22 protein-coding genes and 1 pseudogene are annotated in these 26,817 nt (G+C 54.6%); 7 read left to right on the top strand and 16 right to left on the bottom strand.

Going from position 1 to position 26,817, the window contains the following annotated elements:
- Positions 1-3: 3 nt before the first annotated feature.
- The 12 genes from A9513_RS04405 to mobH form a co-directional block, all read right to left on the bottom strand.
- Positions 4-6,771 (bottom strand): Ig-like domain-containing protein, encoded by a 6,768-nt coding sequence (locus tag A9513_RS04405; RefSeq protein WP_065327328.1) that lies wholly within the window; start codon positions 6,769-6,771, stop codon positions 4-6.
- Positions 6,772-6,850: 79 nt separating this feature from the next.
- Complete coding sequence (gene traA, locus A9513_RS04400) at positions 6,851-7,207, bottom strand: TraA family conjugative transfer protein (RefSeq protein WP_255302817.1); 357 nt, start codon at positions 7,205-7,207, stop codon at positions 6,851-6,853.
- A gap of 29 nt (positions 7,208-7,236) precedes the next feature.
- Entirely contained in the window at positions 7,237-7,764 is a 528-nt protein-coding gene (traV, locus tag A9513_RS34665; RefSeq protein ID WP_083195984.1) for a type IV conjugative transfer system lipoprotein TraV, read from the bottom strand.
- A 79-nt stretch (positions 7,765-7,843) separates the two neighbouring features.
- Positions 7,844-9,196 carry a TraB/VirB10 family protein gene (locus tag A9513_RS04395; protein ID WP_065327327.1) on the bottom strand — a complete coding sequence of 451 codons (1,353 nt, stop codon included), beginning with the start codon at positions 9,194-9,196 and terminating at the stop codon, positions 7,844-7,846.
- A 13-nt stretch (positions 9,197-9,209) separates the two neighbouring features.
- A complete protein-coding gene (locus A9513_RS04390; RefSeq protein ID WP_065327326.1) occupies positions 9,210-10,295 on the bottom strand; it encodes a type-F conjugative transfer system secretin TraK in 1,086 nt (361 codons plus the stop codon).
- The gene (locus A9513_RS04385) at positions 10,285-10,923 is read right to left on the bottom strand and encodes a TraE/TraK family type IV conjugative transfer system protein (protein ID WP_065327325.1); all 639 of its coding nucleotides are present in this window, start codon (positions 10,921-10,923) and stop codon (positions 10,285-10,287) included. The genes A9513_RS04390 and A9513_RS04385 overlap by 11 nt, the downstream gene beginning before the upstream one ends.
- Positions 10,924-10,931: 8 nt before the next feature.
- A complete protein-coding gene (gene traL / locus A9513_RS04380; RefSeq protein ID WP_065327324.1) occupies positions 10,932-11,216 on the bottom strand; it encodes a type IV conjugative transfer system protein TraL in 285 nt (94 codons plus the stop codon).
- Positions 11,213-12,022, bottom strand: coding sequence for a thioredoxin domain-containing protein (locus A9513_RS04375; protein ID WP_065327323.1), 810 nt, complete (start codon positions 12,020-12,022; stop codon positions 11,213-11,215). Before A9513_RS04375 ends, traL begins: the two co-directional genes overlap by 4 nt.
- A 112-nt stretch (positions 12,023-12,134) precedes the next feature.
- Entirely contained in the window at positions 12,135-12,788 is a 654-nt protein-coding gene (locus tag A9513_RS04370; protein WP_065327322.1) for a DUF4400 domain-containing protein, read from the bottom strand.
- The gene (locus tag A9513_RS04365; RefSeq protein WP_065327321.1) at positions 12,788-13,228 is read right to left on the bottom strand and encodes a hypothetical protein; all 441 of its coding nucleotides are present in this window, start codon (positions 13,226-13,228) and stop codon (positions 12,788-12,790) included. Before A9513_RS04365 ends, A9513_RS04370 begins: the two co-directional genes overlap by 1 nt.
- Before the next feature lie 2 nt (positions 13,229-13,230).
- The gene (gene traD / locus A9513_RS04360; RefSeq protein ID WP_065327320.1) at positions 13,231-15,090 is read right to left on the bottom strand and encodes a conjugative transfer system coupling protein TraD; all 1,860 of its coding nucleotides are present in this window, start codon (positions 15,088-15,090) and stop codon (positions 13,231-13,233) included.
- Positions 15,083-18,538, bottom strand: a complete 3,456-nt coding sequence (mobH, locus tag A9513_RS04355; protein ID WP_176707213.1) for a MobH family relaxase — start codon at positions 18,536-18,538, stop codon at positions 15,083-15,085. The genes traD and mobH overlap by 8 nt, the downstream gene beginning before the upstream one ends.
- Positions 18,539-18,675: 137 nt before the next feature.
- Between mobH and A9513_RS04340 the strand changes: the two genes are divergently transcribed.
- The gene (locus A9513_RS04340) at positions 18,676-19,218 is read left to right on the top strand and encodes a hypothetical protein (RefSeq protein ID WP_065327316.1); all 543 of its coding nucleotides are present in this window, start codon (positions 18,676-18,678) and stop codon (positions 19,216-19,218) included.
- Positions 19,219-19,268: 50 nt separating this feature from the next.
- Here the strand turns inward: A9513_RS04340 and A9513_RS04335 are convergent, their stop codons facing one another.
- Positions 19,269-19,640: a hypothetical protein gene (locus tag A9513_RS04335; RefSeq protein WP_065327315.1), complete on the bottom strand. Its 372-nt coding sequence runs from the start codon at positions 19,638-19,640 to the stop codon at positions 19,269-19,271.
- A gap of 232 nt (positions 19,641-19,872) precedes the next feature.
- Between A9513_RS04335 and A9513_RS04330 the strand changes: the two genes are divergently transcribed.
- A complete protein-coding gene (locus A9513_RS04330; RefSeq protein ID WP_065327314.1) occupies positions 19,873-20,943 on the top strand; it encodes a hypothetical protein in 1,071 nt (356 codons plus the stop codon).
- Positions 20,944-20,985: 42 nt separating this feature from the next.
- Here the strand turns inward: A9513_RS04330 and A9513_RS04325 are convergent, their stop codons facing one another.
- Positions 20,986-21,462, bottom strand: coding sequence for a hypothetical protein (locus A9513_RS04325; RefSeq protein ID WP_065327313.1), 477 nt, complete (start codon positions 21,460-21,462; stop codon positions 20,986-20,988).
- 456 nt (positions 21,463-21,918) lie between these two features.
- Here A9513_RS04325 and topA point away from each other — a divergent pair, with 456 nt between their 5' ends.
- From topA to A9513_RS04305, 5 genes are all read left to right on the top strand, one after another.
- Positions 21,919-24,045, top strand: coding sequence for a type I DNA topoisomerase (gene topA, locus A9513_RS04320; RefSeq protein ID WP_065327312.1), 2,127 nt, complete (start codon positions 21,919-21,921; stop codon positions 24,043-24,045).
- Between the two features lie 97 nt (positions 24,046-24,142).
- Complete coding sequence (locus A9513_RS35380; protein ID WP_141678336.1) at positions 24,143-24,349, top strand: hypothetical protein; 207 nt, start codon at positions 24,143-24,145, stop codon at positions 24,347-24,349.
- Positions 24,350-24,423: 74 nt separating this feature from the next.
- Positions 24,424-24,696, top strand: coding sequence for an HU family DNA-binding protein (locus A9513_RS04315; RefSeq protein WP_065327311.1), 273 nt, complete (start codon positions 24,424-24,426; stop codon positions 24,694-24,696).
- Positions 24,697-24,803: 107 nt separating this feature from the next.
- Entirely contained in the window at positions 24,804-25,292 is a 489-nt protein-coding gene (locus A9513_RS04310) for a DUF559 domain-containing protein (RefSeq protein ID WP_065327310.1), read from the top strand.
- Positions 25,293-25,333: 41 nt separating this feature from the next.
- A complete protein-coding gene (locus A9513_RS04305; protein WP_065327309.1) occupies positions 25,334-25,573 on the top strand; it encodes a hypothetical protein in 240 nt (79 codons plus the stop codon).
- 255 nt (positions 25,574-25,828) lie between these two features.
- On the opposite strand, the gene A9513_RS04300 is transcribed toward A9513_RS04305, so the two are convergent.
- The gene (locus A9513_RS04300; RefSeq protein WP_065327308.1) at positions 25,829-26,521 is read right to left on the bottom strand and encodes a hypothetical protein; all 693 of its coding nucleotides are present in this window, start codon (positions 26,519-26,521) and stop codon (positions 25,829-25,831) included.
- Between the two features lie 206 nt (positions 26,522-26,727).
- Positions 26,728-26,817, bottom strand: a pseudogene (locus A9513_RS36275) (ATP-binding protein); the annotation flags it as partial.

Here is a 26,817-nt window from a genome sequence, read left to right as displayed (position 1 = left end):
TTGTTACCAGATGACAGCTTCTGAATCCTCACCTGAGTCATCCGTGGCGAACAGCTCGATCCGCGGTGGCTCCGTGTAGGTTCTCTTGGAGATCGTAATGACAGATCCGCCCAGGCCCTGCTTTTGGTCATTGATGAACCAGTTGTGCCGTGCGATACGCCCGTCCTCGTCCTTGCACTTAGCTGTGGCAGTCCAAGCGGAGCCGCCCTCCTTCACCTCCAGGTCGCACGTTGGCTTCTTGTTCTCATGGACATCAATGCTCACCTCACCCTCAGCCGCTTTGCTCATTCGTGTGGCGATCTCAAGCTTGATGTCATAAGACCCTTCTGTCGGAAGCAACGCCCTGGCGTAGCGGGACCCTCCAGTTTCGATGGTCTGCCCATTGAGGGAATACTTCATATCAGTGATGACATCCTTGGGATGGCCCCCGGAGATCTTCGGCCTTACGAGAATGCTCAATGGAGCCCGCTCAGCCTCGTTATTACCCGAGTAATCAAGCAGGACCTGCCAAGGCGGCGGCTCTTTGAAGGTCATGTCCCTTTCGACCAGCGAGTAGTTGCCCCGAGCGTCATAGACATGAACCTTGAAGGGGTAGGTATTGGGATCTTTGATCGCAAGAATCCGCAACTGACTGTTGTCATCCTTAACGACGTCATACCCCGGCATCTCTGGCAGCTCCCAGTCGTAATAGACGCCTTCAACAGCCTTGAACTGACCGATGTTCCGAATTCGGAGAGTCAGGTCTGCCGGCGCATATTCCGCACTGTAGGTTGGCTGAATGCTCCATTCAGGCCAGTCGTACAGCCAGAAGGTAATTCGCTGCTGGGTGATCCCCTCGCCGCCCTGATCGCGATAACCATTGATCCACGCGCGATACGCAAGCTGTGGCTTCTCGCGGTCAAGGTCTGCGTCGGTTGGCGTGTAACGCATCTCTGTCCCAGGGATAGTCCCCTCGCCATCGAAGTCGATGAACTCGCCGTCCATGGTCAAATCCATGTTCGGATAAGGCATCAGCATGTTCGCGATCCAGACAGTTTCCACCCCGAGCTCAGGTCGGCGGGTACCGATGATCTGAACACGCGGGGGACGAACTTTTCGGAAAGCCACCCCGGACCGGATCGTTTTCCAGACACGAGGTTCCTCGACTGGGGCGTCTTTGTACTTGAGCCGCACGTACACGTACTCGCGCTTTTCCACGTCACGAGTTACAGAGAAAGTATCTTCGCCAGACGTCCAGGTAACTCCGCGGTCAAGACTCCACTGCACCTCAACAGCCCCCAGGTCGATCGGAAGACTATCGGGCTGCCGAACCTTGAAGGTTGCAGTCGACTTCACAAACGTGTTCCCCGGCCCCTTAAGAAGAGCCTTCGGCACGTTGTAAGCGACGATCTCAACTTCGTCAGTCATCGAGAGCGCACCCGAGTTCTTGTTCGTCAGCTGCGCCCTGACTTTGTACAACCCCTTGGGCAGGGTCATGGCCATGCGCTGTGGCGTCTTGGAAGTGTTTGGCAGCTCTACGAACGGCCCACCATCCGTCGACATCTCCCACTTCACAGCCCCAAGATCCTTCGTCCAAGCGCGGTTTGTGACATCCGCAAACAAGGTCACCCGGAAAGGAGCCTCGCCAGTCAACCGCAGCGCACGAACGGAACCATCAAGAGCGGCACCATTGAGAATGGTGATGCTCAGTGGCTTCGGCGAAGTACGAACCACCTGATACTCCGGTACCGGCGACACAATCCGGGCCTCAGCATAAATCCTCATGCTCTGAGCTGACGCCAAGGACATTGGAATTTCGAATGCAGCGTGGCCGGAGCCATCTGTATCTTCCCAATCGGTCAACGGCTCAGTGGTATCCCATTTCGGCTTGGTGACCAGGCGCACCTGCCAGCTGCCCATTACAGCCTGATCGTAGGCTCGACTATCAACATAGGCGTCGCCCATGGTCACGCCGACTTCAAGCGTCTCAGTAGAAAGGATCTTCCCATTCTCATTGTCGATGATCGGCATGATGCTCTCTTCAGGAACAGAGAGCAGTTGCACCTCAGAATGAACCTCCGAGCCAGACAAAAGCGAATAGCCCGCATCTACGAAAATCGTCCTGCGATCCCAAAGGCTGCTGAAGGCCTCGGAATAGATACGGCGGTAAATTGTGTTAGTCGCTGCATAGGAAGGTGCCACAGTCTCTTCAGCAACTTTTCCTCGATCCAGGTTGTGTCGCAGCTTCAGTTGGCCACGCACGGATTTGATCAACGCATCGCCGATGTTGTCGCCCGTGATCGAGGCTGCGTAAAGGCCATCAGTCACTTTCTTCTTCGAGCTATAAGTGATCTCAACAGCCGGCGGCTCAATCGACTCAAAACTGAACTCTCCTGTACCCAAAGGTACTTTTGCCCCAGCTGGGTCAAAGACGGATATCGTCCAGGCAGCCTTGTTCTGGCCAAGGAACTGAGAGATACCCATCAGGTAGGGTTTTTCCCAGTTCGCACGAACGCTTAGACCAACGGGGATATCAGTCCACTCAACCAAGCACATTGGCTTAGACGAGTAGCTCGCAGCACTCGTTTGCGCCCTTCTCTCCACGGTAGTCAGGTCGCAAGCGGGGCCAGCCGTCTGAGACAGCTCAATCACGCGGTCTTCGATCTTATAGAAGGCGGTTGTGAACGGGTCTTTAGGAGCCAGTGTTACGGCACCCACACCGGAGACCACAGTCACCGGCACTTCATAAGTACCGAGGTCGTAGCGCTGCTGGGCAGCGTCGACGATATAGGCCTTCGCTACGATCTTCTTGACGCCAACGGTGCTCGACGTGCCATCCAACGCAAGCGTGGAGTCGCTTGAGAGATTCTTCGATTGATCCAGCTGCTGGACAAACTCAAGCAAGCAGATGGGCTTGTCGTAAGCGTTACCCTTCGCGGCCTCAGCGATTTTGACAGTCTGCGTGCAGTCTGCGGACTCGGGCATGAACTGCGCCCGAGTACGCTGGAGGGCCTGAATGATCGTCGGCTGAGTCAAGGAGATCTGACCGTGCAGCTTCCAAAACTCGACCGGAACCGAGTAGACGTTGCCAGTGAAATCAGCACGAACCAGAAGTACCTTCGCAGTGCCTTCGGTCTCGGCCTCTACCGCGGCAATTGACGTGCCCAAAGCAGCGCCACTGAAGAACTCGACCGGGAATTGCATACCTTCCCCTGGAGCGAGCTCCCGGCCTCCAAGCACTACCGGTTTTTCCGAACCTTCCTGAAGGACTGCTACGACATCAGAGCCAAGGCTATTCAGCGCTTCCTCGTCGTAGAGCATGAAGCCCGGAGTTCCATCAAGCCGCCGCATTGGCTGAGTAATGCCAGGCGTGCGCACTGCCCCATCCACGTCGACAACGGGAAGATCCTTTATCACTTCTGACACAGGCTTAGGCTTGAGTGTGATGGTACCAATGAAGAAGAGCCCCTCCTGGTCGGTCACCCGGATCTTGGCTGTGGTTTCCACTTTTCCGTCAGTACGGTAGACAAGCTTGTTCTTGTCGAACCAGATAGACCCGTGGGCAGGCTGCTCTTCCACTGCGAAAGTGAAGGAAGCCCAACGGTTGCGATCTGTGGCACTCAGGCGCTCCTCGGTGCCCACCCCCTCGACGAAGGAAATCTCGTTTGGAGTAATAGCTGTAGGGGCGTAGTTGTGAAGCGCAACCGAGACAATCGCCGCCTCCTCGATGTACTCCCCGCCAGCGTCAACCACTCGGAAATTGAACGTGTCATTCCCGTAATAGCCTTCGTTGGGGGTGTAAACGTACCCCTGCTCGGTAACTACGACTTGGCCATGCTTTGGCTGAGTTACGACTTCATAGGTGAATATGTCCCAGGTGTTGACGTCATCAATCACAGGAAGCGTCGCTTCGGACGGTATGCCCTCCTCCGCATAGATGCGAAGAACTGCAGTCGCCGGCGGTTGGTTTACTGCGTAAACCTCAACAGAAATATCGCCCTCAATAGCCAGGCCGCCAGCATCGGTGGCTTTAACTCGAATAGTGTCCGCGCCAACGAATTGGTCTACCGGGGTATAGACAATCTTGTTGCCTATGACAGAGGCAGTGCCGTGCTGCCCGGACGAGACAATCTCAAAGACGTGCCTGCCTTTGTCGTATGGGTTTGGATCGCTAACGATCGGGTAGTAAGGCGAAGACGGAGTGCTTTCAGGGACTCGAATGTGCCCTTCGACATTGGTCGGCGCGGAGTTGCTGCCGGATACCGTAACGAAGCCCTTACCAGATACTGAAGCTCCACTGGGATCAGTAGCCTCAATGTCGAAAATCGCACGACCTGTCCAACCAGCTTGGGGAGTGAACTTAATACCCCCTGCTACCACTTCAACCACTCCGCCAGAGGGCTGAGAAAGCACCTTAAATGTATGAGTGTCCTGCGGGTTACGGTCGACAACCACAGGAACGCCGGTAACGGGCACCCCTTCTGCTGTAGACATGTCGAGGGATACGGAAGAAGGTGCGTAGTTTTTCTGATTAACCTGAACCGTCACCTTGCCCTTAACGGATAGGCCCCCAGGATCAGTGGCGACAACATCGAACACCACGCTTCCAGTGAAACCGACTGGGGCCTGATAGGAGAGTTGATTCCCAACGACCTGGGCAAATCCATTGATTGACTGAACCGGCAGGCTGAAGGCGTGCTGGCCTTGATCGTATGGGTTAGGGTCAACAACAGTCAGTGGAATGGAGGCGACAGTTTCCCCCTCGAGGACTGTTGCAGATCCTCCAACGGAGGTTGGCGCGTAATTGTATTTTTCTACCTCGATTTCGCCAGTTACGACGTCTGTCTCAAGCCCGTCAGCATCTCGTACCTTGTACGTGAAGGTCGCCGAGCCAAAGTAGCCCTGGACAGGCTCAAAGGTGACCTTCATCCCGGTCGCAGTAACGGTCCCTACGTTTGCAGGGGGCTGGCTCACGATGATGATCGAGTGGGTATCACCAATATCAGGGTCTGTTGCCACAACCTGGTCAGCGGTAACTTGAACAGTCACCGTCGCCTCCGCGGAGACTGCACCGCCAGGATCAGTAGCAGTGACTTTTGCCACCGCGGTACCAACAAAGCCAGTCTTCGGAGTGAACGTCAGGTCAGCTCCAGACAAGGAAAAAGAGCCTTTGTCTGAGGTAGTGTTCTGAGTCAGTGCAAAAGAAAGTGGCGCATCGTTGTTCGGGTCAGACGCCGCCAACTTCACAGTTACAGGAGTGTCCAATGCGGCTTGAAGCGATACGGGCTTGACTACCGGAGGCTTGTTAACTGGAAGCACAGTCAAATAGAGGGTCGCCGGCGTAGAGACGGCGCCTTGGGCATCCTCAGCGACAACCTGGATCGTCTGAGAGCCAGAGAACTGTGGAGCGAGGACAACCTTAACCGACTTACCGACAACACTGACTTCAGCGAAATTGGGATCTGCGGCACCGACTAGTCGAACCACGTGCGAATCGCCGGCGTCCGGATCAGTAAGAGTGAGAGCCAAGGTACGCGTCTCACCCTGCGAGAGGGTCGCGGTTACGTCGGCCACAGCTGGCGCGTCATTCACGTTAGTAACAGTGATAGTCGCATCGACTGGCTTAGACCTTGCCCCTCCTGCATCCATACCAACCAAGCTGCAGGTGGTAGTGCCAACCCAGTCTTTTGCTGGCGTGAATTGAAGGACGCTGCCAGATACAGAGCAAACCCCCTTCGATACGGCCGGCTGCCCTACAACCGAAAACACATACGGCCCGTCACCGTCGACGTCCAGGAAGGCAATCGGGGCGCTTCCCGACTCATCCTCAACCACTGAGAAGGCGATCGGAGTCAGTACGGGAGCGTCATTCTCTGGCTGGATCTGCACCTTGATCAACGCAGGTTCGGAGACCGCCCCATCACTGTCAGTAGCTGTGAGCCAAAAGGAATCCTCTCCCGACCAATCTTCATTTGGCACATAGCTGACACCTGCCTGGGTGACGGTAACCTGACCATGTTCCGCAGGATCTCCGGTCAAAGCAAAGGTGAATTCGGTATCGCCATCGGGGTCTGTCACGACAGGAACAATGGGAAGCGGATTGTCCTCGACGCCAACATAGGTTTTGCTGGTTATTTTCGGCGCACTGTTGGCAGCCCCCACGAGAACCGTAACCCCAGCTTCCTGGGACCAGTTCCCCGAGGAGTCCTGAACGCGGAACGTGAACTCGGCTTTGCCATTCCAGTCCTTCGCCGGCGCGAACGTGACGGTCGAACCAGTTAGAGAAATATCGCCATCTTGGGGGTACGGCATCTTCAGCAATTGATAGCTAACGAGCTCGTCTCCCTCGGGATCGGTTGCTTGCAACTCGATATCAAGCGGAGTGTTCTCAGACGTACTGACAGTTTGGGGCTGAGCGATTGGCGCGGTGTTCACCTTCGCCACATTAATCTTTGCAGACTGGCCATTCACCTGGACGACCATTGCGCCAGTGAAGCCCTCTGGAATCGGAAACTCGCCTGAACACTGCACGGAATCTTTGGTGCGATTACCTTTGCACTGACCCAGCTCGGCACTAGAGGAGCCACCTATTGTAATCGGATAGGTGAAGCCGCCGGCATTAGAACAATCCGTCCGGTTGGCCTGGTAGCTAACGGAGATGGTTTGATCCGCGTATGCATTAGCGGGAGAGACAGAGAACTGGACCACTTGCTCCGTGCATGCTGCTAGGGCGCTGTTGGCCCCCAGAGGAAGCGTCAATGCGGCCATCACGAGAGTCAGGAGGGGTTTCATCGCAGTCCAGTCCTATCCATAAGCAAAGTCCAAGAAAGACCAAAAGCCGGCCATTGGGCCGGCTTGGTTCAACGCGAAATCAGTTCGGAATCTGGATGGTCGCCGTCATGATCGACTCGATGATGGTCGGGGTGTTGTACAGGCCGACACCGCCGCCAACACCGGTAGCGAAGGACATGATGGATTGGCGCACGATGCCGCCGACGATGCCTACCAGCACCATCGCACCGGCCACGACGCGGCCCAGGGTGCCTTGCATCCAGTCGGTGAGGGTCACCCAGATGCTGTCGAACGAATCACCACCAGTGCCTGCCACAGCTACCTGAACAGCGCACAGGACGCCGAGCAGCAGCATGGCTTGAGCAGCCTGACGGCGGCGAGTGGATTGCTCTTCCAGGGATTGGAACTCACCGGCGAGTGGGGTTTGGTCTTTCATGTAGATCTCCTGATCTCGGGTTGGGGACATCAATTGCCAGAAGGGCTAGTGCCCTGCTGTGCGGGAGGGGTTTTTCGGGATTCGAGGGGGCGGATCGAAGGAGTCGGACGCGGGGCAGGAACACCAATTTCCCAACGGCGAGGCTCGATCTCTGTGTACATAAAGCCGGGGACGATCAGATCGCCCGAAGTGTTCTCCCATGGAGCGACCCAAACTCGCATCACTGTTGCTTGCGAGCGAATCGGCACGGGATTTCTTGCAGGACGCGGAACGACATATCGCTCCCCGCCAACGACTGAAGGAGCCACGGGAGATGGCTCAGCGGCCTGCTTGCTGCCACCATCACCCTCACCTTTCACGCTTGCCTGAGCTTCGACTTCCTGACGGAAATTTTCGTTTTCGGTCAGCTGGTAAACATCACGCGCGGACATACAGGTGACGCCGTTTGGCATCCCTTTACAGCCGTACTCGCTCTCACCGATCTGCAGAAACGAACAGCCAGTCATGCTGGCCGTTAGACCGGCAAGCAGCGCGATACGAAGAATCTTCGGATTCATAGTTTTCATAGCCTCAGTATTCAATTTTGGTGAGGGGCGAATTGGTCAATTCGCCCCTTTTAGCGGTCAGCGGAAATTGTTACGCGGCCTTCTTGATCTTGAGTTGCGTGCCTTTCTTCACGACGAAGTCGATTTCGCGGGCAGCATCAACCTCGATAACCGGATAAAGGTTCTCTGCCATCTCGAGGTAGAAGTCAGCGATACGCTCAAGCGCTCGACCGGTACCGCCGATCGCAGCACCTTGAAGCGCCTGGGAGTTAAAGGCCTGCTGGTAAACAGGATCGATAACGCCGCTGCTGCCGCTGCCACTGCCGGTACCCGTAACGTTGATGCTTGGCACCTGGCGGACACTGAAGGCCTCAGACACACCCTGCATGAAGCCAGCCATGAGGGAACGAGCGAGGATTGCCCCCTGCTTGGAGACAAGACGCCCCCTCACACCAGCTTTACCGTCCTCACCGCTTGCGTAGGCATCCATTCCGTTCTCAATGACGCCGCCGTCGTCACGAACGCAGGAGATCGTCTCTGCGCGCATGTATGCACGCTCGGAAGACAGATCACCAAAGGCGCTGGCGATAAGGAAACATTCGCGCACATCAGCACGGAACCGGTTTGGCAACACGGCCTCCTTTTTGATGCGCAGCAGAACTGGGAAAGGATCTTTGCGCGCGTTACTGCCGGTAGGCGCATCGATACCCGTGATCAGTGCCCCAGAGAGAATCGAGCCGGCCGGGAGGTACACTTCGTCTTCGTGATCCTTCTTAGCCGAAGGATCTTCGACAGGGGTGGACTCGATAGTCCGGATAGCCACCCTGTCGTCCTTCTTTTTCGCCTGCCCAGGCTTTGCTGTCTCGACTGCCGGCTGAGGAGCGTTTGCAAAAAATGCAGCCTGGTGCTTGTTAGGGTCCGCCGCAGCACTGTTGAAGCGCGAGGCCTCTTTTTCGCGCTTTTCTGCGTCAGCCTTAACCTCGTCAGGCGACTTACCATCGGGCTTAGCTGCCGGGTTCTTCTTCTCCTTTTCCAGCGCCTCAGCCAACAACTTATTCTGCTGCTCAACTGCCGCAGATTTGTCCTGGGCCGCCTTCAGTTGCTCCTGGAAGCCGTCCAAGTTCTTTTTGATGTCGTTCAGCTGACCGCTAAGCTCTTTCTGGGACGAGCTCTGCTCCATCAACGTTTTCATGTTCTGATTGATCAGACGGATATCACGCTCATTTTGCTGCGTAGAAGTGACGAGCGAGTCAATCCCCGCCTTGCGCGGATCTTTATCAGTCAGGATGGTGGTAATGGTCTTCTTTTGGTAAGTGCTCTTTTCAGCCTTTCCACCCATCTCAGAAAGGACATACACAAAGCTAAGAACCACAAATGCACCACCACCGATTGCAACCCAACGGCGATGCTTGGGATCGAGACGATTGAATAGATCTTTAATCATGATTTCGCCTCAATTAGTTCAGAAGACTCGGACGAGAAGACTCTTCCGCAGGCGCCTCGCCTACTCGAGTCACGATGTAAACTTCCGTCTTCTGACCAGGCTCCAGCATGTTTTCAGGCCAGGCAGCGACTGCAGCAAGGTTCGGGTGAGTGCAGGAAGTCTCATCAAACATTTCTGGTGCAGACGAAACATTTTGAGCAACACCGACAACAACTCGGAAGTTGTGCCCCAGAATCACCTGCGAGCGAGAGAAGTCGAAGGTAACGCCGCTCTGATCACATGCAGGAAGGGAATCAAATCGACCTAACTTTCCGATCGAGAAGCCCTTCGGAAGTTTTCCAAGCGCGAGAGCGCGCATGATGCCTTTAATTGCCTCTTCATATGGCTGCCCTTCTTCCCATTTCTTCGCCTGCCCGGAGTAGCGGGCGCCCATGCCCGCCCCAGGAGCAGCCATAGTTTGGCCAGACATTGGTTGCCCGATGATCAGGTTCGCTTGGATAGGCGGTACTTTTCTAGGCGCGAGCGTCAAGCTAATCGCAACCGACTCGTCATCCTTGGGAGTGATATACATCGTGACAGGAGACTCATCTTTAGTAGAAACGTAGATGACGTTCTCAACGGTTTTAATCTCCGCGGAAGAAACCGTTTGCACAATCGGCTTATCAAACGGCGTCACGATGCGGTTCAGATGGCTAATGGACGCCGGAATAATTGTGTTAACACCCGGCTGAACAACGACATCCTGATAAGAACTAACCACGGGCTGAGACTCATCCGCTAGACGAGTCTTGGCAACGTCGGCAGAAACAGCTGGAAGGTCTTTGTCCCTGCCCCCACCTTCCACTTGAAGGATTTCCTTTTTCTCAGTAGCCGGCTTCACGCCCGCAGAGCTTGCCTGCTTTGGTGCTACCGACTCACTTTCCGGGGCTTTGGTACTTGCCACGAGCCCGTATTCGCTTGGATCTACCTCTTTCTGAGGAACAACAACCTCGGACTTATTGGAGGCAGTGGCCATCTGCGGAATGACCAGTTCTTTGGCGTGAGCATTCACAGACCCGACAGCCAGAGCGAGCGCACAAAAAAGAGTATTAGCTTTCATGGTTGGCTTTTTCCATACGCTTGCGTGCATTTTGGGTCTTCTCTACACGGCGAATAACATCCTCAGTACGAGGCTTGCCCTCGTATGTGGTCAGGTAAGTAATGATCGGCTTGTAATTACGGATAACCAAATCAACTTCATAAGTCGTATTGCCACGCTCAGGCTTGCCATTAGGGCCTTCCATTAACGAGCGACCGACCACGAAGAACTTGTTAGGGTTGTTCTTCTCTCGAAGAATTTCTTTTGCCTCGAAAGAAATACGCACTCGATCCCGGCGAATCTCGTGTACCTGAGACTCAATTTTGTTAACCACATCTTGATAGATGCTTGGGTCAAGCAGTGGCTCGATTGTCTTCCGGATCATCGCGGAGTTGCCGGGAGTAACGTTGCCGACGGTATTGGCCACGTATAGAGCCCAAGACTCGGTATATTCCTCTGAAGCCTGGCTTGCACTCACCCATGCAGACTCCACCAAAGTAGGAGGAGTCATACTCACCACGGTATCTTTCGAACCGACGAAAATTGCCAGGATGAAGTTGACGAAAATCGAGCCCGCGAGAGAAATTCGCAGAAACTTATTCTCGCTAACCGTTCCATTAAAATTGCGTTTGAAGATACTAAGCTTCATGGCTTATCTCAGTTGTATTCGCGAATGAATGGATTTGGGATGCTTCGGGCCTTGGACGTTCCGGCGATACCGGCGTACCAATAAATCATGTGGGCCATGAAGCCATCAGGATGGTCATCGCGGTATTTCCGATACCACCTTGCCAACAGAAAACCCCCGAGGGTCATAACTGCGGCATATCCGGTGAACATTCCGAATACCAAGCCTATACCGATTGGAGCAACCTCATCAGACTGCCAAAAGAGGACATGAGGAGGCTCATCTACAAGCTGCGGAATCTCAATAGGGTTCATTTTTGATCAGCCTTCATCTTGACAAGATTTCCCATAGCACTCAGCAGTCTCTCCGGCGTTACAGCTTCTTTAATAAGAACAGTTTGCCCGGTGGGCTTGTGCCTAATTAGTGTCGAGGGGGTTACATCGATACCAAGGTCAACAGCCTCTTTAAAATCAGCTCTGACCTTTTTAACGAAGAAGTTACTATCAATGCAGCTCGCGAGTTCCTGACCATTCAAACCGAGGTCTTCTGCGATAGAGCTGAGCGGCTTGTTGGTTCCAGCACCGCCGCTACTGGTAGATTGAAAGATGGCATCAGCCATACGGTAAAAAGCGTCATTCCCACCTTGGGCACCAGCACACTCTGCTGCGTATGCTTCGCGTCTAGATGCATCTCCATGAACCGGAACATGCTTGAACAACAGAGAAATATTGCCCCGAGAGCCGTCTACTAAGGCTTTGGGTACTGGGAAGAAACTTTTGCAGTAAGTGCACTCGAAGTCGCTGAACTCCACAATTTCGAACTGCGCCTCAGGATCACCGTATCGGCGCTCGACGGCTTCCATCTTCGGCGCCGTCTTGGCCAATTCCGACGAAGATCCTTCGACTGCCGCAACGTGTTTTACGTCTTCAAGGGCCGTACGCAACTCGCGCTGACTGAATGCCCAGGGCTTGATACCGGCCGCTGTGCTATTCAACTGGGAGACGAGAGCCTTTGTAGTCTTCAGCTCCTGCCACAGCAGCCACGAAGACGTGACCGCAAGGAGCGATACAGCCAGTCCTAACGCTGCCCAGGGGAATCCACTTTTCTTAACGTTGTCCATCGAGCACCTCATATCGATGAGGAGATGGTGCTCAACTTTGCAACCCGATAGTGGTCAGTTCGTACCGTTTGGAGGGTCAAACACGAGGGCCCCGAGGGGCCCTGCAGCTTCGTTACAGACGCTTAGGAAGGTTCCCGATTAGGAGAGTCGAGGCGATCGGAATCAGAAGGATGACAATCAGCGGGATGATCATCGGCGGGATGGGCAACGGCGCAATGAAGCTCACCATCACACCAATGACCGAAAACCAAATCAACCTGGAGCTATGAGTGTTCAGGAATGGTGACGAGTGGGCAAAAGAGTACCTTTTCTTGTGCCATGTCATGTACCCACCGAAAATCGAAGGAACCAACATCACAACCATGTACGGAACCCACATAAACAACAGGAGCATTCTGTAATAGATGTGATAAATGACCTTTGTAAGAGCTTCGCCACGAGCGCTGATGAAGCTAAACCAAAGGTCGCCAAGGTTCTCCCACCCCTTCGACCGCTCCCGCTCTTCCGCTGTTGGGATAAAGAAGAACTTTACAGTCTCGTTGACACCACTATTCAACATGAGGTCGGTGTAGAGCGAATTGGTGCTTTCGATCAACAGGTCATGGGAATCTTTCCCCATGAGGATCTCACCCCACTCCTGCTCTTTCAGGATCGATTTGTCGATGAATGCATTTGGAACCAAACAAACGATGAGGATGATCTCGATAAAGAGAAAGACAATTGTCCCCCACAGCCCTGAGGGCATCTTCTCTTCAAAATCTGCCATTACACACCTCTTGCCTTTATAGACTTCCAGACCCGGCCCAACGAAGTATCTTCGGGCAGAAGCAAATCTTCGATCCTCCGGCGCACAGCCGCTTTCTGGCCCTCGGTACCGCGGCCAGCGAGGGAGTCGAAGATCATTTCCACGGCGCCACCCTCTGGGGGCGAGGCGAGGATTAGGCTCGACAGCCCATCGATCAGCGGGTCCAGGAAAGCCTTAAGCCTTACCTGATCCGGCGAGCCAAGTGCCGCGTTGTACGCAGCCAGGGAGGCCCGAAGGATCTTCTCCCCGTGTGCAACATTTTCTCCCGTGCGCATATATTGCAGCGCCCTTGGCACAACTTGCATAGCTGTAGGCCAGTCAGTCTCAAGAATATGGAGGATGATCTTTGCTTTCTCATCGTCCTTGAAGTAGCGAGTAAGTTGTTCGTCACGATTACGCAAAATTATGCAGCCTCAGATAATAAGAGACCCGCCCGCTGGACGGCCTTTTTGAAATTCTTTGGTTTTTTGAGAACCGGTATCTTCCCTTTGTAGACCTTGCCGCCAGCCAAGATGGCCAGAAACTCCAGGTTGGGAAGTGAACCGAGCAACTGCGAGGGGAACAGCTCACCCTCTTCATCCATAAGGCGCTCACCAACGTTGAGCGAGTGCATATGGGGATCATCTTTTGTTGTGTTGCCCTGGGTTCGCATGACGTATTTGAAGTACGTGGGCGGAATCTTCTCGGCAATAAATTTCTGAGTGTCTGGGTCCGTTAGGCGCAGAGCAATTGTATGGTTGGTGTTACCCAAGACCTGGCGTGCTTTAGCCAGCGACCCCATCCTTGCCTCAAAGTCAGCGATAGTCTGGGTGGCCACATACAGAGCCATACCCGCGCCACGGCCTTTGTTGAGCAGCTGAATTAGTTGATCGTTTACAGTCTCTGCAGCCTCATCGACGAAGATATTCACGCGATCAGGAACTTCAGGGCCGAAGTTGTAACGCTCACCACCAACAGCTGCCAGATCTGCCAGGAAGATACTGCCAATTGCAGAACCAACCATTGCGTCGCTCAAAGAGTCGAGGCCCATATAAAGAACTTGTTTGCCTGCGATGATCTTGCTCGAGTCTGTAATCTCGCGATCATCATTCGGGTCATCCATTGGGGACAACAGCGGGCCCATGTGACCGGCGGTAAGCATGTTCAAGACAGGAATCAGAGATGCAATCATCTTCCCGAAGTGTGCACGGTCGTGGTCGAACATACCGATTACACCTTCAAGGTCAGAAGATGGCTTAACCGGGACGATATCGGAACGATAGAGTTGAACCAGTGCCTTTGCTTTAGCCTCGTCATCCTTTGCTGTTTTGAGCCGCGCTTGAGCAATAACCATAAAGTCATCAAGAACAGTACTGCCGTAGGCTGTAATAGCTTTAATGACCAAGGGTGCCAATCCAATTTCAAGGGCACGGCGCAACTCTACGAGCGTAGGAAGAACACCGCACAGCAAGAGCGCTTGAATGACGTTGTTCAGCGCCATGTTTGCGTAAGCCTGGAACGGGTCTCCGCCTTCAGATTTCATTAGAGCCGCAATACGCGCAGCAACTTCAGTTGGCCTGCCAAAGTTCTTCGTTGGTGAGATGCGGACACTCTTATCAGGGAATGCCGGGTGGAAATATTTAAATCTATGCGGATGCCCTGAAAGCTCACAGGCACGCCGTGCGTTTTCAGCAAGTTCTTTATCGCCTTTCGGGTCTAATATAATTACCGACTCTCCGCGGAGGATGGCCTGGCTAATTAGCAAATCGAATAAGCGGGTCTTACCGCTACCTGTAGTGCCCACAATCAGAGTATGAAGCGAAGATAGTTGATGCGGCAGACCAATAGGCGCATCTTTCTGCATTGAAATTCCGTGAATCCATGGCGCCCCCATGAACCCATCCGGAACTTTTGGCATCAGCTTGGTGATATCGCGTTTTAGCAACTCAAATACTTGCTGCGCTTCTGATTGCCCCCATTCAAAGCCGACACCCAAGTACATCATGTCTCTTTTTTCGAGCATGCGCTCAATGAGCTCATCCTGGCCCATAATGACTGCATTCTTAGCAGTCAGGCCTTGGCGGATTTTGTAAAGGTGGATAGCAGCAGGCAAACGCCGGAGTGTAAAGCCGCCCATAACAGCGAGAGTGATATAAAAGGGCTGCGCTGGCAGAGATGACAACAAGTGGACTGCAGACGTCGCCCCCATGCCCAAGGTCCATCCGGCAATTTCGTAGGCTTCGAAATTCGGCCGCCAGGGCATTTCATAGTTCCACTCACTCATAGGTCACTGCCTTTGCTTCAACGCTGACGACATAATTCTTACGGTCTAGTGATATCTGCTGGGTCTCAATTAGCGCCCTAATCAGGTCCGATTCTCGGACTCCCAGGTCACTTACCAACGCAGAAATCAGCCTGGGCGTTAGTACCGCCACGGGCACCCCGTACGTGTCTGTGTTTACTGGGACTTTTTCGAGCGCTGTTCTTGCAAGCCTTGCCATCTCATCGGACGTCAGCGAGGAAGCAGGCTTGCTAATTGCGACTTTGAACTCAGCGCCACAGATGGCCGCCAGTGCATCAACTAAGTAAGGCGCCAGAACAACGCCCTTGTCGCCAACGACTCCAAACACAAGCCGCCCAGGGGCAGTGATGTCGAACCACAGCCAACGCGCTTCGTTTAGCGCTTCCTCATCACCAGGCATGAAGCCACCTTCCCTGAATAGGAAAAGCAACTGGTGTCGCTTGAATACCCTCACCCCTTCATCGACGTTTCGGGTGTACCAAAGGAACTTCTCAGCCAAATCTGGGTGGCGCCCCAGGTAAGCCATGTAGTCGCCAACAAGAGGCTCGCTGAAAGTCTGCTCTACTGGTTTTTCAGTCTCAGCTGAAGGCACGGCGGGCACGGCGGGCTCTGCCGGAAGAAGCGCCGGCTGGGCGGTAGGCTTACGAACAGGCCCTATCTGGATCCCTGGAACTGGGCCGGTGATAAGAGGTGTACCGAGGTTAGTCTCCGGCATTGGGGCAATTACCCCACTCTTCCGCTTCTTCCGTTTGCGTCTTTTCTTGGCACTTGGGGATGCATCCGTACTCGTCACACCTGCCTGGTGAGAAGCTTCTTCAGCATCAGCGTGTTCATCATCAGCATCCATGCATTCCAGATCTTCCAGATCCCCCATCTGCAAGATGGGCTGTGAGGGGATGCCTCCAAGGAAGACATTTGAATCCAGAGTAGGAAGGTCATAGCCCTCAAGGGATACGGGCTGTGGCGCTTCTTGGACCGCAAAGGAAGAGACGTCCAGGTCGGCGAATTCAGCAGGTGCAGAAATTCCCAACGGGTTATCAATGGGAAGGTCAGGCACATCGAACTCATCCAGAACTGAATGTTCGGCGTCAAACCTAAATGCTTCCTCAAAAGCTCCGGGAGGCGGCGGGGTGTACCCACCCTTACGGGTCGACTCGCCCCTTGGCTCTTTAGGCAAGGTGGAGATCAGCGGAGGTTGAATGACGGCAGGCCCTGAGCTGTCCGAAGTATCTTCGTCAGCTACCACTGCTGCTTTGACAGGCACATCAGCAAAGGCCTTTTCGATGCCGGTGAGTTCAAGGACTTCAGGATCAAAATCAGAGGTGATATCGATCGTCTCGAAACCTTCACCGCTGATACCTTCCACCACTTCCGCAGGAAACGCCGGGACCACCAGGTTTGCTTCGTGAGGCGCGCGAGATTCCAATCCCACCTGCAAAGCTGGTGCAGGGTTCTGTTTTATCACCTGCAACTTCGGAGACTTAGCTTCCTGTCGAGGTGCATTGGGGCGCGGTGACTCGCCTTTGGCCACATCGATTAAGCTCGACGGTTCCGCGTCGGGTTGGACAACCTCTTTTTTCGGTTGAGGCGTCTGGCTCTGCTTAATAGCAAAGGGATCGCCGTCCAACTGCGCATCGGGGGCGGCAAACGGATCATCCCAGGTAGGCTTCTGAGCTGACGGCTCTACTTCATCCTCAAGGGCCGAAATATCGATACCGACTTTCACGCCCGCAAACAGGTCAGTTCCCGCCGTGGCAGGCTTCTGCTTGGAGTCGGTTACTCCTAGCGCAACCTGGGGCTGTGGTGGCGGAGGCGCACCAATTACCAGGCCAGGTCTTTTTTGCGCCGACGTATCGGGCGCCAGCGACGGCGCTGCAGGCGCGGCAGCTTTCTTGCTGTTGTCAGCAGGTGCCGGCGAAGACATAAGCGTGGGAGCTGAGAATTTCGAGTTTTGACCAGAGGGCTGCGGTGCCGAAGCGGGAGGAGACCCACCCTCGAGATCAAACATCGGTTTGAACTCATCACCTGCCTGCATCGGCAACTCAGCGCCAGCAAGCTCGATTCCCTGGCTCTGGGACTCTTGCGCCCCTTCGCCCACAGGCACACCCATTGCCCCATTGGCAGGGTCATATCGAACGGCTGTTTTCTCATCGCCGATTATGACGGCCACAGAGGGTGGCAGCGGATCGTAGGGGTAGAGTGTCGATGGAGAAGACAGCTTGATGCATTGGAGACGAAGTATCTTCTCCTTGCCCTCAGAGAGGACGTCTGGCGCGACTTTCCAGTAGATAGAGCCGTTGGGATTACGCTCGAAAACGTCGTGGTCCGCTAGAATTTCCCCCAGGGAATCAGCACTCCGCGGGAAAGCCTTGAGACCGTCCGCAAGCATTTTCTCAACCACCTCAGCGGCAGCGGAATTCCAGGCGATAAAGATGCCTTGGGTGGTTGACCAGATTCGATCGCCTTTGCCATTAGCCTTCCAAACACCATTTTGGCGGAGCAACCGCATTGCGCTGATTACATGGCTTGCAATCGGAACACCTGTTCCTCCTGCTGCTGTACCAGCAGGGTCGCCACCGCGCTTCTTCAGATCTAGTTGAACCGAGGCGGAATCCGCCTTGATCACAATGCCTGTGAGCGCGCTTTTTTCATCGTCCCCAGTGATGGCAGCGACCATCGCCGTGTAGAGGTCTTGGCCGCCATCCATGAGCCATTCACGCACTTCGGGATGGAGAATCCTGTCAACCATGGTGATCGACAGATTTTTATGCCGCTCGTGGCGACCAGGATTCCAATGGAGGTAGTACCGTTCAATACCGTGCTCAGCCGCCCAATCAGGAATGCTCTTGGATACTGGTTTCCAGAAGCGCTCACCAGTGGCATCCGTTACACGGAAGTCAGAAAGCGGCTTTCCCGTATCGTGCAGCAAAGAGGCGAAGACCGCGGCCGCATACCAGCGTTCTTTGCGTCGAGTCCGTTCCTGCGGAACACGACCATGATCGAACGAGGTGACCTGGCAAGAGTTAAGCGCCAGCAGCGCCACCTCCAAGCCGTGCGCAAGAAGACCACCCCATGCACGATGATGGTGATTCTGCGATGCAGGAACCAGATGAACGAAGTTGGCATAGCTAACCAGCACCGGAAGAATCAGTTTGTTGAACTGACTCGGCGGCAAGCCAATGCCTGAAGCTATTTGCCCGACTTTTTCTTTGTGGTAGTCGAGCAGGACATGGCCACCAATGAAGGCCGGGTAGCCACGGATGTAGGGTGGATAGCGGAGAGCATCTTCATCACCCTCCTCGAGCTTCTTGATGAGGTCAGGAGTCAACGACTTTGGGGAGGGATGATCCCCGCCACCCACAGGCCGGACTACACCTGGGCCTGGTGGGCGCTTAAACGAGAAGAGATTTCGAAGTGCATTCGCGAGCATACAGCCTCCTGGATGTGGAGATTGTGAGCAACCGCGAGCCAGTAATTTTGGCAATCCAACCCACTTATGGGATCGGACTAAGCTTTTAAGGATGAACGCGCTGCGTAGCATTACCCTCAGATCAAACTGGAGGGTCTATGAACCGTCACCTGCTTTTCATACTCGCAACTGCAGTTGCAGTCGCTTCAGCCGGCTGCACAAGCAGCAAGCATCAGAAAGACGTAGACGTGGAAACCCATGTCCAAGTGCCTCAGCGACTCGCGCATGAGTTCTACGCAAGTTGGGGGCATGACGGCCGCGGTGGCGCAGCCCTGCGGAAGCCCACCTACCAGCATGTCATGGGTAGCGAAGACGTTCTCATGACCACGCAAGGCAAGCTGAGCGACTGGCCACAGCCCAAAGCTCCTGATGGCGTCGTAGTCACAGCGCTAAACCAGGGTATGAACAAGGCCATTTTCACAGCCATCGAATCAGCCCCTGCGGCACCTGAAGCGCAGATCAACAACAGCTCTCGACTGGCAGCTCTAAATGCCACTGACGACGAATATCAGCGGGCCTATCGCAAGTTTTGCAGTGGCGGCGGCATGGCCATGACAGAGCGCGAGTGGGAGCTCGTTGCGCTGGGTGGCCCGAACGGAATCCCGGCCAATCTTCGCGATCGCTGCATGCGGCAGAAGTAAGAAAAGCAAAGCCCCCGATGGGGGCTTTTTTGTGGGCGATAGAAATCTAGCTAAAACAGAGAACCAATGATTGCGGTGACACTTTGTTGCAGTGGCGTGCCATCCAGCATGAAGCCCAATATCACGCCGGCAATGCTTCCTAAGCAACCAATGCACGCCATGAGCGGACCGAGGTTCATGCCAAACATAGCTCTGCACTCTGCGCCAACTGTCAGAGGTGCAGGTTGAGCAACCTCAAGAACATCATCCGGGAAAGGATCGTCGAAAGGCCCGCCCTTCCCGCCCTCCATCTCTACCATTGCAGAAATCTCACCAATGGTGCGACGACCGTCAACGATCGCCATTTCAGCGCTATCGAGCGAGCTGCGAGTGGCTAAATGCCGGCGCTTTCTCTGCGGCCGGTTAGCGGTGTTGTTGCCCATTGGGATGGCTCCTCTAAATCACACCGCCACCATACGAAGGTCAGCCATGCAAATGGTGTCAATTGGCTACCTATTCAGGGTCGGACTCGGGATTGCAGTTCTGGCAAAGCGTGTAACTTGTTCCCCGACCAGTGGCAGGCTGTTTACTCCATTTCCTGGAGGGCCGGCCGAGTAATCACTAACCAATCCTTTTCTGGCTAGCTTGGCCAGTAGCTCGACGACGGGGGCAAAGATGCACGACCAGGACTTCGATTACGCACAGCACGACGACGATGCCGAGCTGCCCAAGGGCGAAAGCCAGATAAACGACCTCCACACCCTTTGTGAGTCCCTGAAAACTCAGGACGAGAGCCTGGTTGGTGAGACCAGCCTCCTGTGGCTTTCCCCTGACGTCCTGGAAGAGGAAGACGGCTTCAACCTTCGCGAGTACAGCCGCCCCGATACCGTCGCTCACATCCAGAGCCTGAAAGAAGCCTGGAAAAATGGCACGCAGCTCCCTCCCCTGGAAGTGAAGATTGAAAATGGCCGCTGCTTCGTGAGAGATGGCCACTGCCGCCTTCGAGCTGCTCGCTTAGCCATTGAAGAAGGCGCAGCAATCAAGCGCATTCCCGTAATCGAGTTGTCTGGGTCTGCCGAAGCCTCATCGCTCAGAATTCTCACCTCCAACCAACAGCTAAAGCTCACGCTGATGCAGCGTGCTCGTGGCTACAAGCGACTTCGAGATCTGGGCTGGACTGACCAGAAGATCGGGAAGCACATCTGCAAGACTGACACCCATGTCCGCGAAACAATTCGATTGCTCACGCTTCCAGAGCGTCTGCAGGACCTGATCAGCCAAGACGTGATCAGTCCTGACATGGCCTCCAAGATGTTCGCCCGCTACGGCGAAAAAGCCGTCGACTATATCGACGAGGCGTACGAGAAACAGAAGAAGCTGCACGAAGAGCTTCTTGAGCAGGATCCCAGCAAGACGGCGCCCATCAAGGTTTCGACCAAGCACATTGCTGTTCCTGCACCTCGAATCACCAAAAAAATGGTTTCGAGCATGTCGACCAGCGTTCGCTCAATCCATGATGTGTTCGAAGGCAGCGCCAAAGTGGATTCCGAGGCCGGGGTTGTAGACCTCAAGCTTCCTCTGGAACTGTACGAGCAGTTCATGACCATGGCCAAAACCCTCAAAGAGGTCAGCGAAGTACCTTCGAACACTGACAGCGATGGTGCTGATGGCGCCAGCACCCAGAGTCCAGCCGGTGCGGCGAAGGCCGAAGTCATTCAGATCGGAACCGCACGCAAGACAGGTTAACAGTGCGCTAGAAGAGAAAAGGCAGCCCAGGGGCTGCCTTTTTTATCGTCTCTTCCCAACCGGACAATTGGCCTTCTTGGGGCATTTGACGCATTTGAAGGGCTCAGGAAGCCGCGGCTTAGCCTCTTTCCTCTTGAGCTCCCAGTAACGATTCCACAGCGCGATGACCTGGGTGCTGCTCAGAAGCTTCACTGGAATGTAGGTGACATCACGCCCCACCACTGCCCGAATGAAACCATGACTAGCGACCGGGTAGTTTTGCCCAAATAGCGATCTGGAAGCCCGCGCGAGAATGAACCCGTATGCCGACAACTGAATGATGTCTTTCAGGTATACAGCCGGCTTACTTCTGCGCTTCGTATCAACAGGCACCAGCCATCCATTGGCGAGGAAGACCTGGTCTCCCCGGCCGTGGATCGGTACCGGCACGTCGGTCGACAGCTCCGACTCAGACAGGACTAACCGAGCCCCTTGAAGGGCTGCCGGCAATGCCTCGCGCCAAGCTGCTGCTCTGGTCATTTCGAACCTGCAATATCTATTTCCATGCGCTTACATTACCCGCTCTTCCAAATATGCAACCCGGCGAGGAATGGCTTAAGACAGCGTTGTGGTCATGCACTTGCACTTGCACTTGCACTTCTGACGTACATGCGATGATCGAGGTGTGTACAGGAGACCAACGATGAGTAGTCAACGAAAAGGCCGACGCCATGCAATGTCCGTTTCGGCAACAGAGCTCGCAAAGCTTGGGTCGTGCGAAGTAATGGTGGCGCTGGGATTAGCAGACGCAGCGGATGCGGCAATGATTGCGAGTGCGAAGCAAGGCGAGCGGGATCACGAACGGTTCCATGTCAGAGCAGTTCTGAATGCTGGGGACGGCAGCCTAATCGCCCGCGGGTGAATGGCCCAAGGAGGGAGCGAACTTACCGCCTGCAACTTGGCTTTGGTGGCATCTTTCCAAGCAGAGAGGTGCTCATGTCCAAAACGCTTTTAATTGTTGAGTCGGCTACTAAAGCCAAGAAAATTCAAGCCTTCCTGGGGGCCGACTTTGTGGTTGCTGCATCCGTCGGCCACATCCGGGATCTACCGAAACGCGAGATCGGCGTCCAAGCGCCTGATTTTAGACCGCAGTATGTGATCAACGATGACAAGGCCCAGACGGTCAACAGGCTTAAGAAACTGGTTAAAGAGGCCGCCATGGTCTATCTCGCCACCGACCTAGATCGAGAGGGAGAGGCGATTGCGTGGCATCTAGAGCAGGTGCTCAAACCGAAAAATTACAAGCGTATTAAGTTCAATGCCGTGACCAAAAAGGCAATCTTTGAAGCCATCAAGAATGCCGGAGACATTGATTACAAGCTCGTTGCCGCCCAAGAAGGAAGGCGCGTACTCGACCGGCTGATCGGATACCTCGTTTCGCCCCTTCTCACCATTCTCGCCAATTCACCATTACCGCTTTCTGCAGGCCGGGTACAGAGCACAGCCTTACTCCTAGTCGTGCAACGCGAAAGGGCAATCACGGGCTTCCAACCTGTCGATCACTTTAAGCTCAAGGTCTCCTTCCCCAACCCGGCAGGTGGCACCTGGTCTGCTGTATGGCTGCACAAACCGCTGCAAGAAACGTTCGGCGTGGAGAAGACCGATATTTTCACTGACCAGGCCACAGTTCAGGCGATCGCCGGCATGGTGCAGCAACAACCGGTTTTCATGATCTACAGAGTTGAAGGGAAAGAAAAGCAAAGGAAGCCCCCTGCAGCCTTCACCACGTCGACCCTTCAGCAAGCGGCGAGCGTAAAGCTCGGTTTCAGCGTCAACACGACGATGAGCAATGCGCAGAAGCTTTTCGATGCGGGCTTAATCACCTATCACCGCACGGACTCGCAGAATTTAGATGCCGAACCTGTTGAGGAGATTCGACAGTGGCTTACTGCAAACGGTTTTGAGGTGCCTGAGGCCCCCCATACCTGGGAGTCGAAAGAGAACGCACAGGAAGCTCACGAGGCCATCAGACCAACTGTCATCGCCGATAAAATGCCCAGTGAGCTCAGCGAAGGAACTGAGATGGCCAAGCTCTACAAGCTCATTTGGGAGCGAGCCATTGCCTCCCAAATGCAGCCGGCAGTCTACTTCGCCACGCAGGTCCTGCTTCTAAGCCAGGTCAAAGTCAGAGACCAGCACCTCCAATTCTTGGCTAAAGGCCGCCGTCTGCTCTCCCCTGGTTGGCTGGCGCTTACCGCAGACGACGCGACAGAAGAAAAATCTGAGGACAGTGATGATCAAGATGAATCCGACCTCGCAGATCTGCCGCCACTCTCAGAAAACCAACAGCTGACCTGCAACAAGGTCGATCAGATCACGTCCACTACGAAGCCACCACCACGCTTCACTGAGGCATCACTGGTTAAAGCACTTGAGGCAGCTGGCGTCGGAAGGCCGTCGACCTACGGCGCGATCATCCAAACACTCTTTTCCAAAAGCTACGTGGGCGCTCAAAGCAGGAAGATCATCGCCCTACCCTTGGGCTGCTTCGTGATCGACTTGCTGCACGGCCGGTTTAGCTTCGTCGAATTGGAGTTCACGAGGATCATCGAAGGAGGCCTGGACAAAATCGCGGCAGGACAGACCAACTTCAAGACTGTCGTCTCATACCAGTACAACATCCTCGAGCAGGAGGTGAACCGTGTAAAAGCGGACACCGCGGCACTGGAGAGCAGTGCGGCCGCAAGCACGGAACTGTTCGGTCACCTGGTTGAATGTCCAATCTGCAAAAAGGGACGACTGCGCAGAAAGGGCAGCTCTGGCTCTTACTTTTGGGGATGCACCAACTACCCTGAATGCACCGCGACTTGCAGAGAAGTCAAAGCGAAAGGCAAGGATCCGGAGCCAGACCTCGACACGATCCGGACGAAGGATAGCGAGGACGGCGACAAGCCTGAACGGGTCCTATCAGAAGAAAACTGCCCCAAATGCAAAAAGAAGAAACTAGCCTTACGTCCGGGGGCTAGAGGTCCATTCTGGGGGTGCACGGGATACCCTAAATGCAAAGCCACGTATGAGGATGACAATGGCAAGCCCGTGCTGGAGAAAGCTCAGGCCAGTTGAGCCCACTTGTGGGGCTCAACTGAAAGGACACGCTAGGGGTTACCGAATACTCTCCACTTCACCACCACCATTTACCGCCTAGGCCAGGCTAGTTCATATGCAAAGCGAAAGTATTCCTGCTGAAGTCGCCGCGAAAATGCAGAGACTGATTGATCTGACAGCTCTGCTTGAAAGACTGAATAACAAGCTGATCTACGGCGCTCAGCCAACAACCAAGGAATACGAAACACTCAGTGATGCGAACCGTGAGTATGGTGAGCTGCTGGGCCAGTTCTCACTTCGCCCCCCTCATCGGTCGTGCTGACTTGCACTTTCTAAGTAAGTGGTAGCGTTTCAATGCCCCTGCATCTGCAGGAAACCTCAGGAGAAACAGGAAATATGAACAAAGAAGACCTCATCAACTCCGTTGCCGACAAGACCCAACTCAGCAAGGCAGACGCCACCAAAGCCGTCAACGCTGTGGTGCAGAGCATTACCGAAGCCCTGGCAGCTGGTGACCAGGTTACCCTGGTTGGCTTCGGCAGCTTCGCGGTTAAAGAGCGAGCTGCTCGTGAAGGGCGCAATCCGCAGACCGGCAAGCCGATCAGCATCGATGCAGCAAAAATTCCGGGCTTCAAGGCAGGCAAGGCCCTGAAAGATGCGGTGAATTAAGCAAGCACCGAGGCCGGCAGAAATCTTGCCGGCCTATCCCCTACCCACAAGTTGCGCTTTCCAGTTCCGGTGTTACCAAAGAGGCAATGAAACCACCAGGAACTGATATGTCCCTCCGCATCTCCGCCGACGAAGCACTCAAGCGACGCTTCATTGATGAAGCTACCGCCAAGGAGATCAAAGCCGGTAAAAACGATCGGCTGGCTAACCTTGGCAGCACTCAGCGCCCAGCACCAGCATCCCGCTCAAGCAATGCAGGCGACGTTAACGCTGAAACCTCTCCGCAGCGAATTCTCTTCAATGCCCTATGCCATCGCCTCCCTGGTCGCCCCCAATGGGAGGTGAAAGACCTCATCCCTGGACGGCGTATCAGAGCAGATATTTTCATCCCCCCCTGTGTGATCGTGGAGATGGATGGCTACCGCTTCCACAAGAGCCTAGACGCCTTCAAAAAGGACAGAAAGAGACAGAACTTGCTGACTGCAAATGGCTTTCTCGTGTTCCGAACCTTTGCGAAAGAGGTCTTCGACGAAGAGGAAAGGCGCGCACTGGTGGAGATGATCGCTACCACCGTTGAGAAGGGCTTGCAGTTTTGAGAAACCCAGTAGCCTGGCGCTAACCACTCAAGGAGGTGCCTATGGTCCGCTACATCATCGCAGTCTGCCTGACCGCTCTTCTCATTCTGCTTTCAATCGCCGGGCTCATTGTTTGTGCGTTTGGAGTGCTTAACGACGTCGACCACGTAGTTGCGCTCCAAACAGCTTGCTACATCGGGCTGATCGTCCCGTTGTACTTCCTCAGCCGGAGTAACGTCGGCGATCTGTCCCCTGAAGATGTTGGACGTGCTAACCCTGAGGTACATCCCAATGAGGCGTGAGAATCAATCGGAGCTGGACAGCCTGATTGCCATCGCTGCAAAGACGAAGATTCTTCGTGAGGTTCGTGCGGCATTCCCCTGCGGGCTGACCGTGTTTGTCTATCCAGATGGTCAGCTCGTCTCCAAAGGCCGACAACCCAGCGGGTGCCTTCATTCGGAAGTAAAAAGGCTCTTAACCTATGGACCAGTCGAGATAACGGCCAACCACGGTGTGACTGGCCGACTCGTACGTCTTGGGGCCAGCGCCCTACTCTCTTAGGGCGCACTCAATGTCGGAATGAATCGCTTCAGCGATTCCGGTACCGATGAGCGCTTCATGCGCGCAACAACAGCTCTGGAAGTGAGTTGTGCCATCTCCCCACCGTCATAATCGATAGTAAGTTGGCTCCCTGGCGGGAGCCAATCTAGGCTGCCGAAGGACGAAATTACCGTAAGGGTACTCCCCTCCCTCTCGCATGGGGCGTAAGCATGCCTCGTCTCATGCCAGCCACCTTTCACCCCTCCAATGAGGCCCAGGCACAATTGCTGCTCGCTTAGCAACAGATACCCTTCGATATCGTAGGCAGGGAATTTGCCTACGGAGAGGTCGAAAGCCCAGCACCCATCAAAAGAATCAGGCAGTTCCCTCCCCTTCATCTGCTCAGCGTTGGCGGAGAACTCTGCTGATGCGGGAGGAACAACTCCACTGCTGACCTGATCTAGGTACTTGATAAACCGTGCCCTTGCATCGGGGCTGTCGACGCTAGTTCCTAGCCTCTCAAACCAGGCACTAAAGCCCTTGATCAGCATGACAACGCTCAACAAAATCCCGATCGCATAGACCAAAGGCGCAGCGAGAGACTTCTCGGGCATCAGCACCCTTAGCAGCCAGTAGGACACGAGTGTCACACCCAGGACTATTAGACCTGGCTTCAAGGCCTTACCAAGCGCTGCAATCGATCGAAGCATTTTCTGTACTCATTCCAAGGTTTCTTTTCTGAATCCATACAGCGGCGGCCTGGTATCCCGGCGCCACGTCGCGGCCATTTCGAGCAATTTCGAAAGCTTGCTGCGGATTCCACGCCATTCGGACACTCAGCCCACGCTGATCCGGACACCTGTTCCACGCTCATTCGGACAGGCAGTCGGAGCGCAGCGACGCAGGGGTGGCATTGTTAGTCCGGGTTGGCTGGCGTCGTCAATTTCTGCGTCCGTTTGCGCATTGATTCCCCCTTCAGATTGATCCGGTAAGCGTTGTGCACCAG

Origin of the sequence: Pseudomonas sp. AU12215 (genome assembly GCF_001675465.2) — a bacterium.
Classification (GTDB): Bacteria; Pseudomonadota; Gammaproteobacteria; order Pseudomonadales; family Pseudomonadaceae; genus Pseudomonas; species Pseudomonas nitroreducens.
The sequence above is the reverse complement of the archived record's forward strand: the minus strand, read 5'-3'. Positions and strand labels throughout refer to the sequence as shown.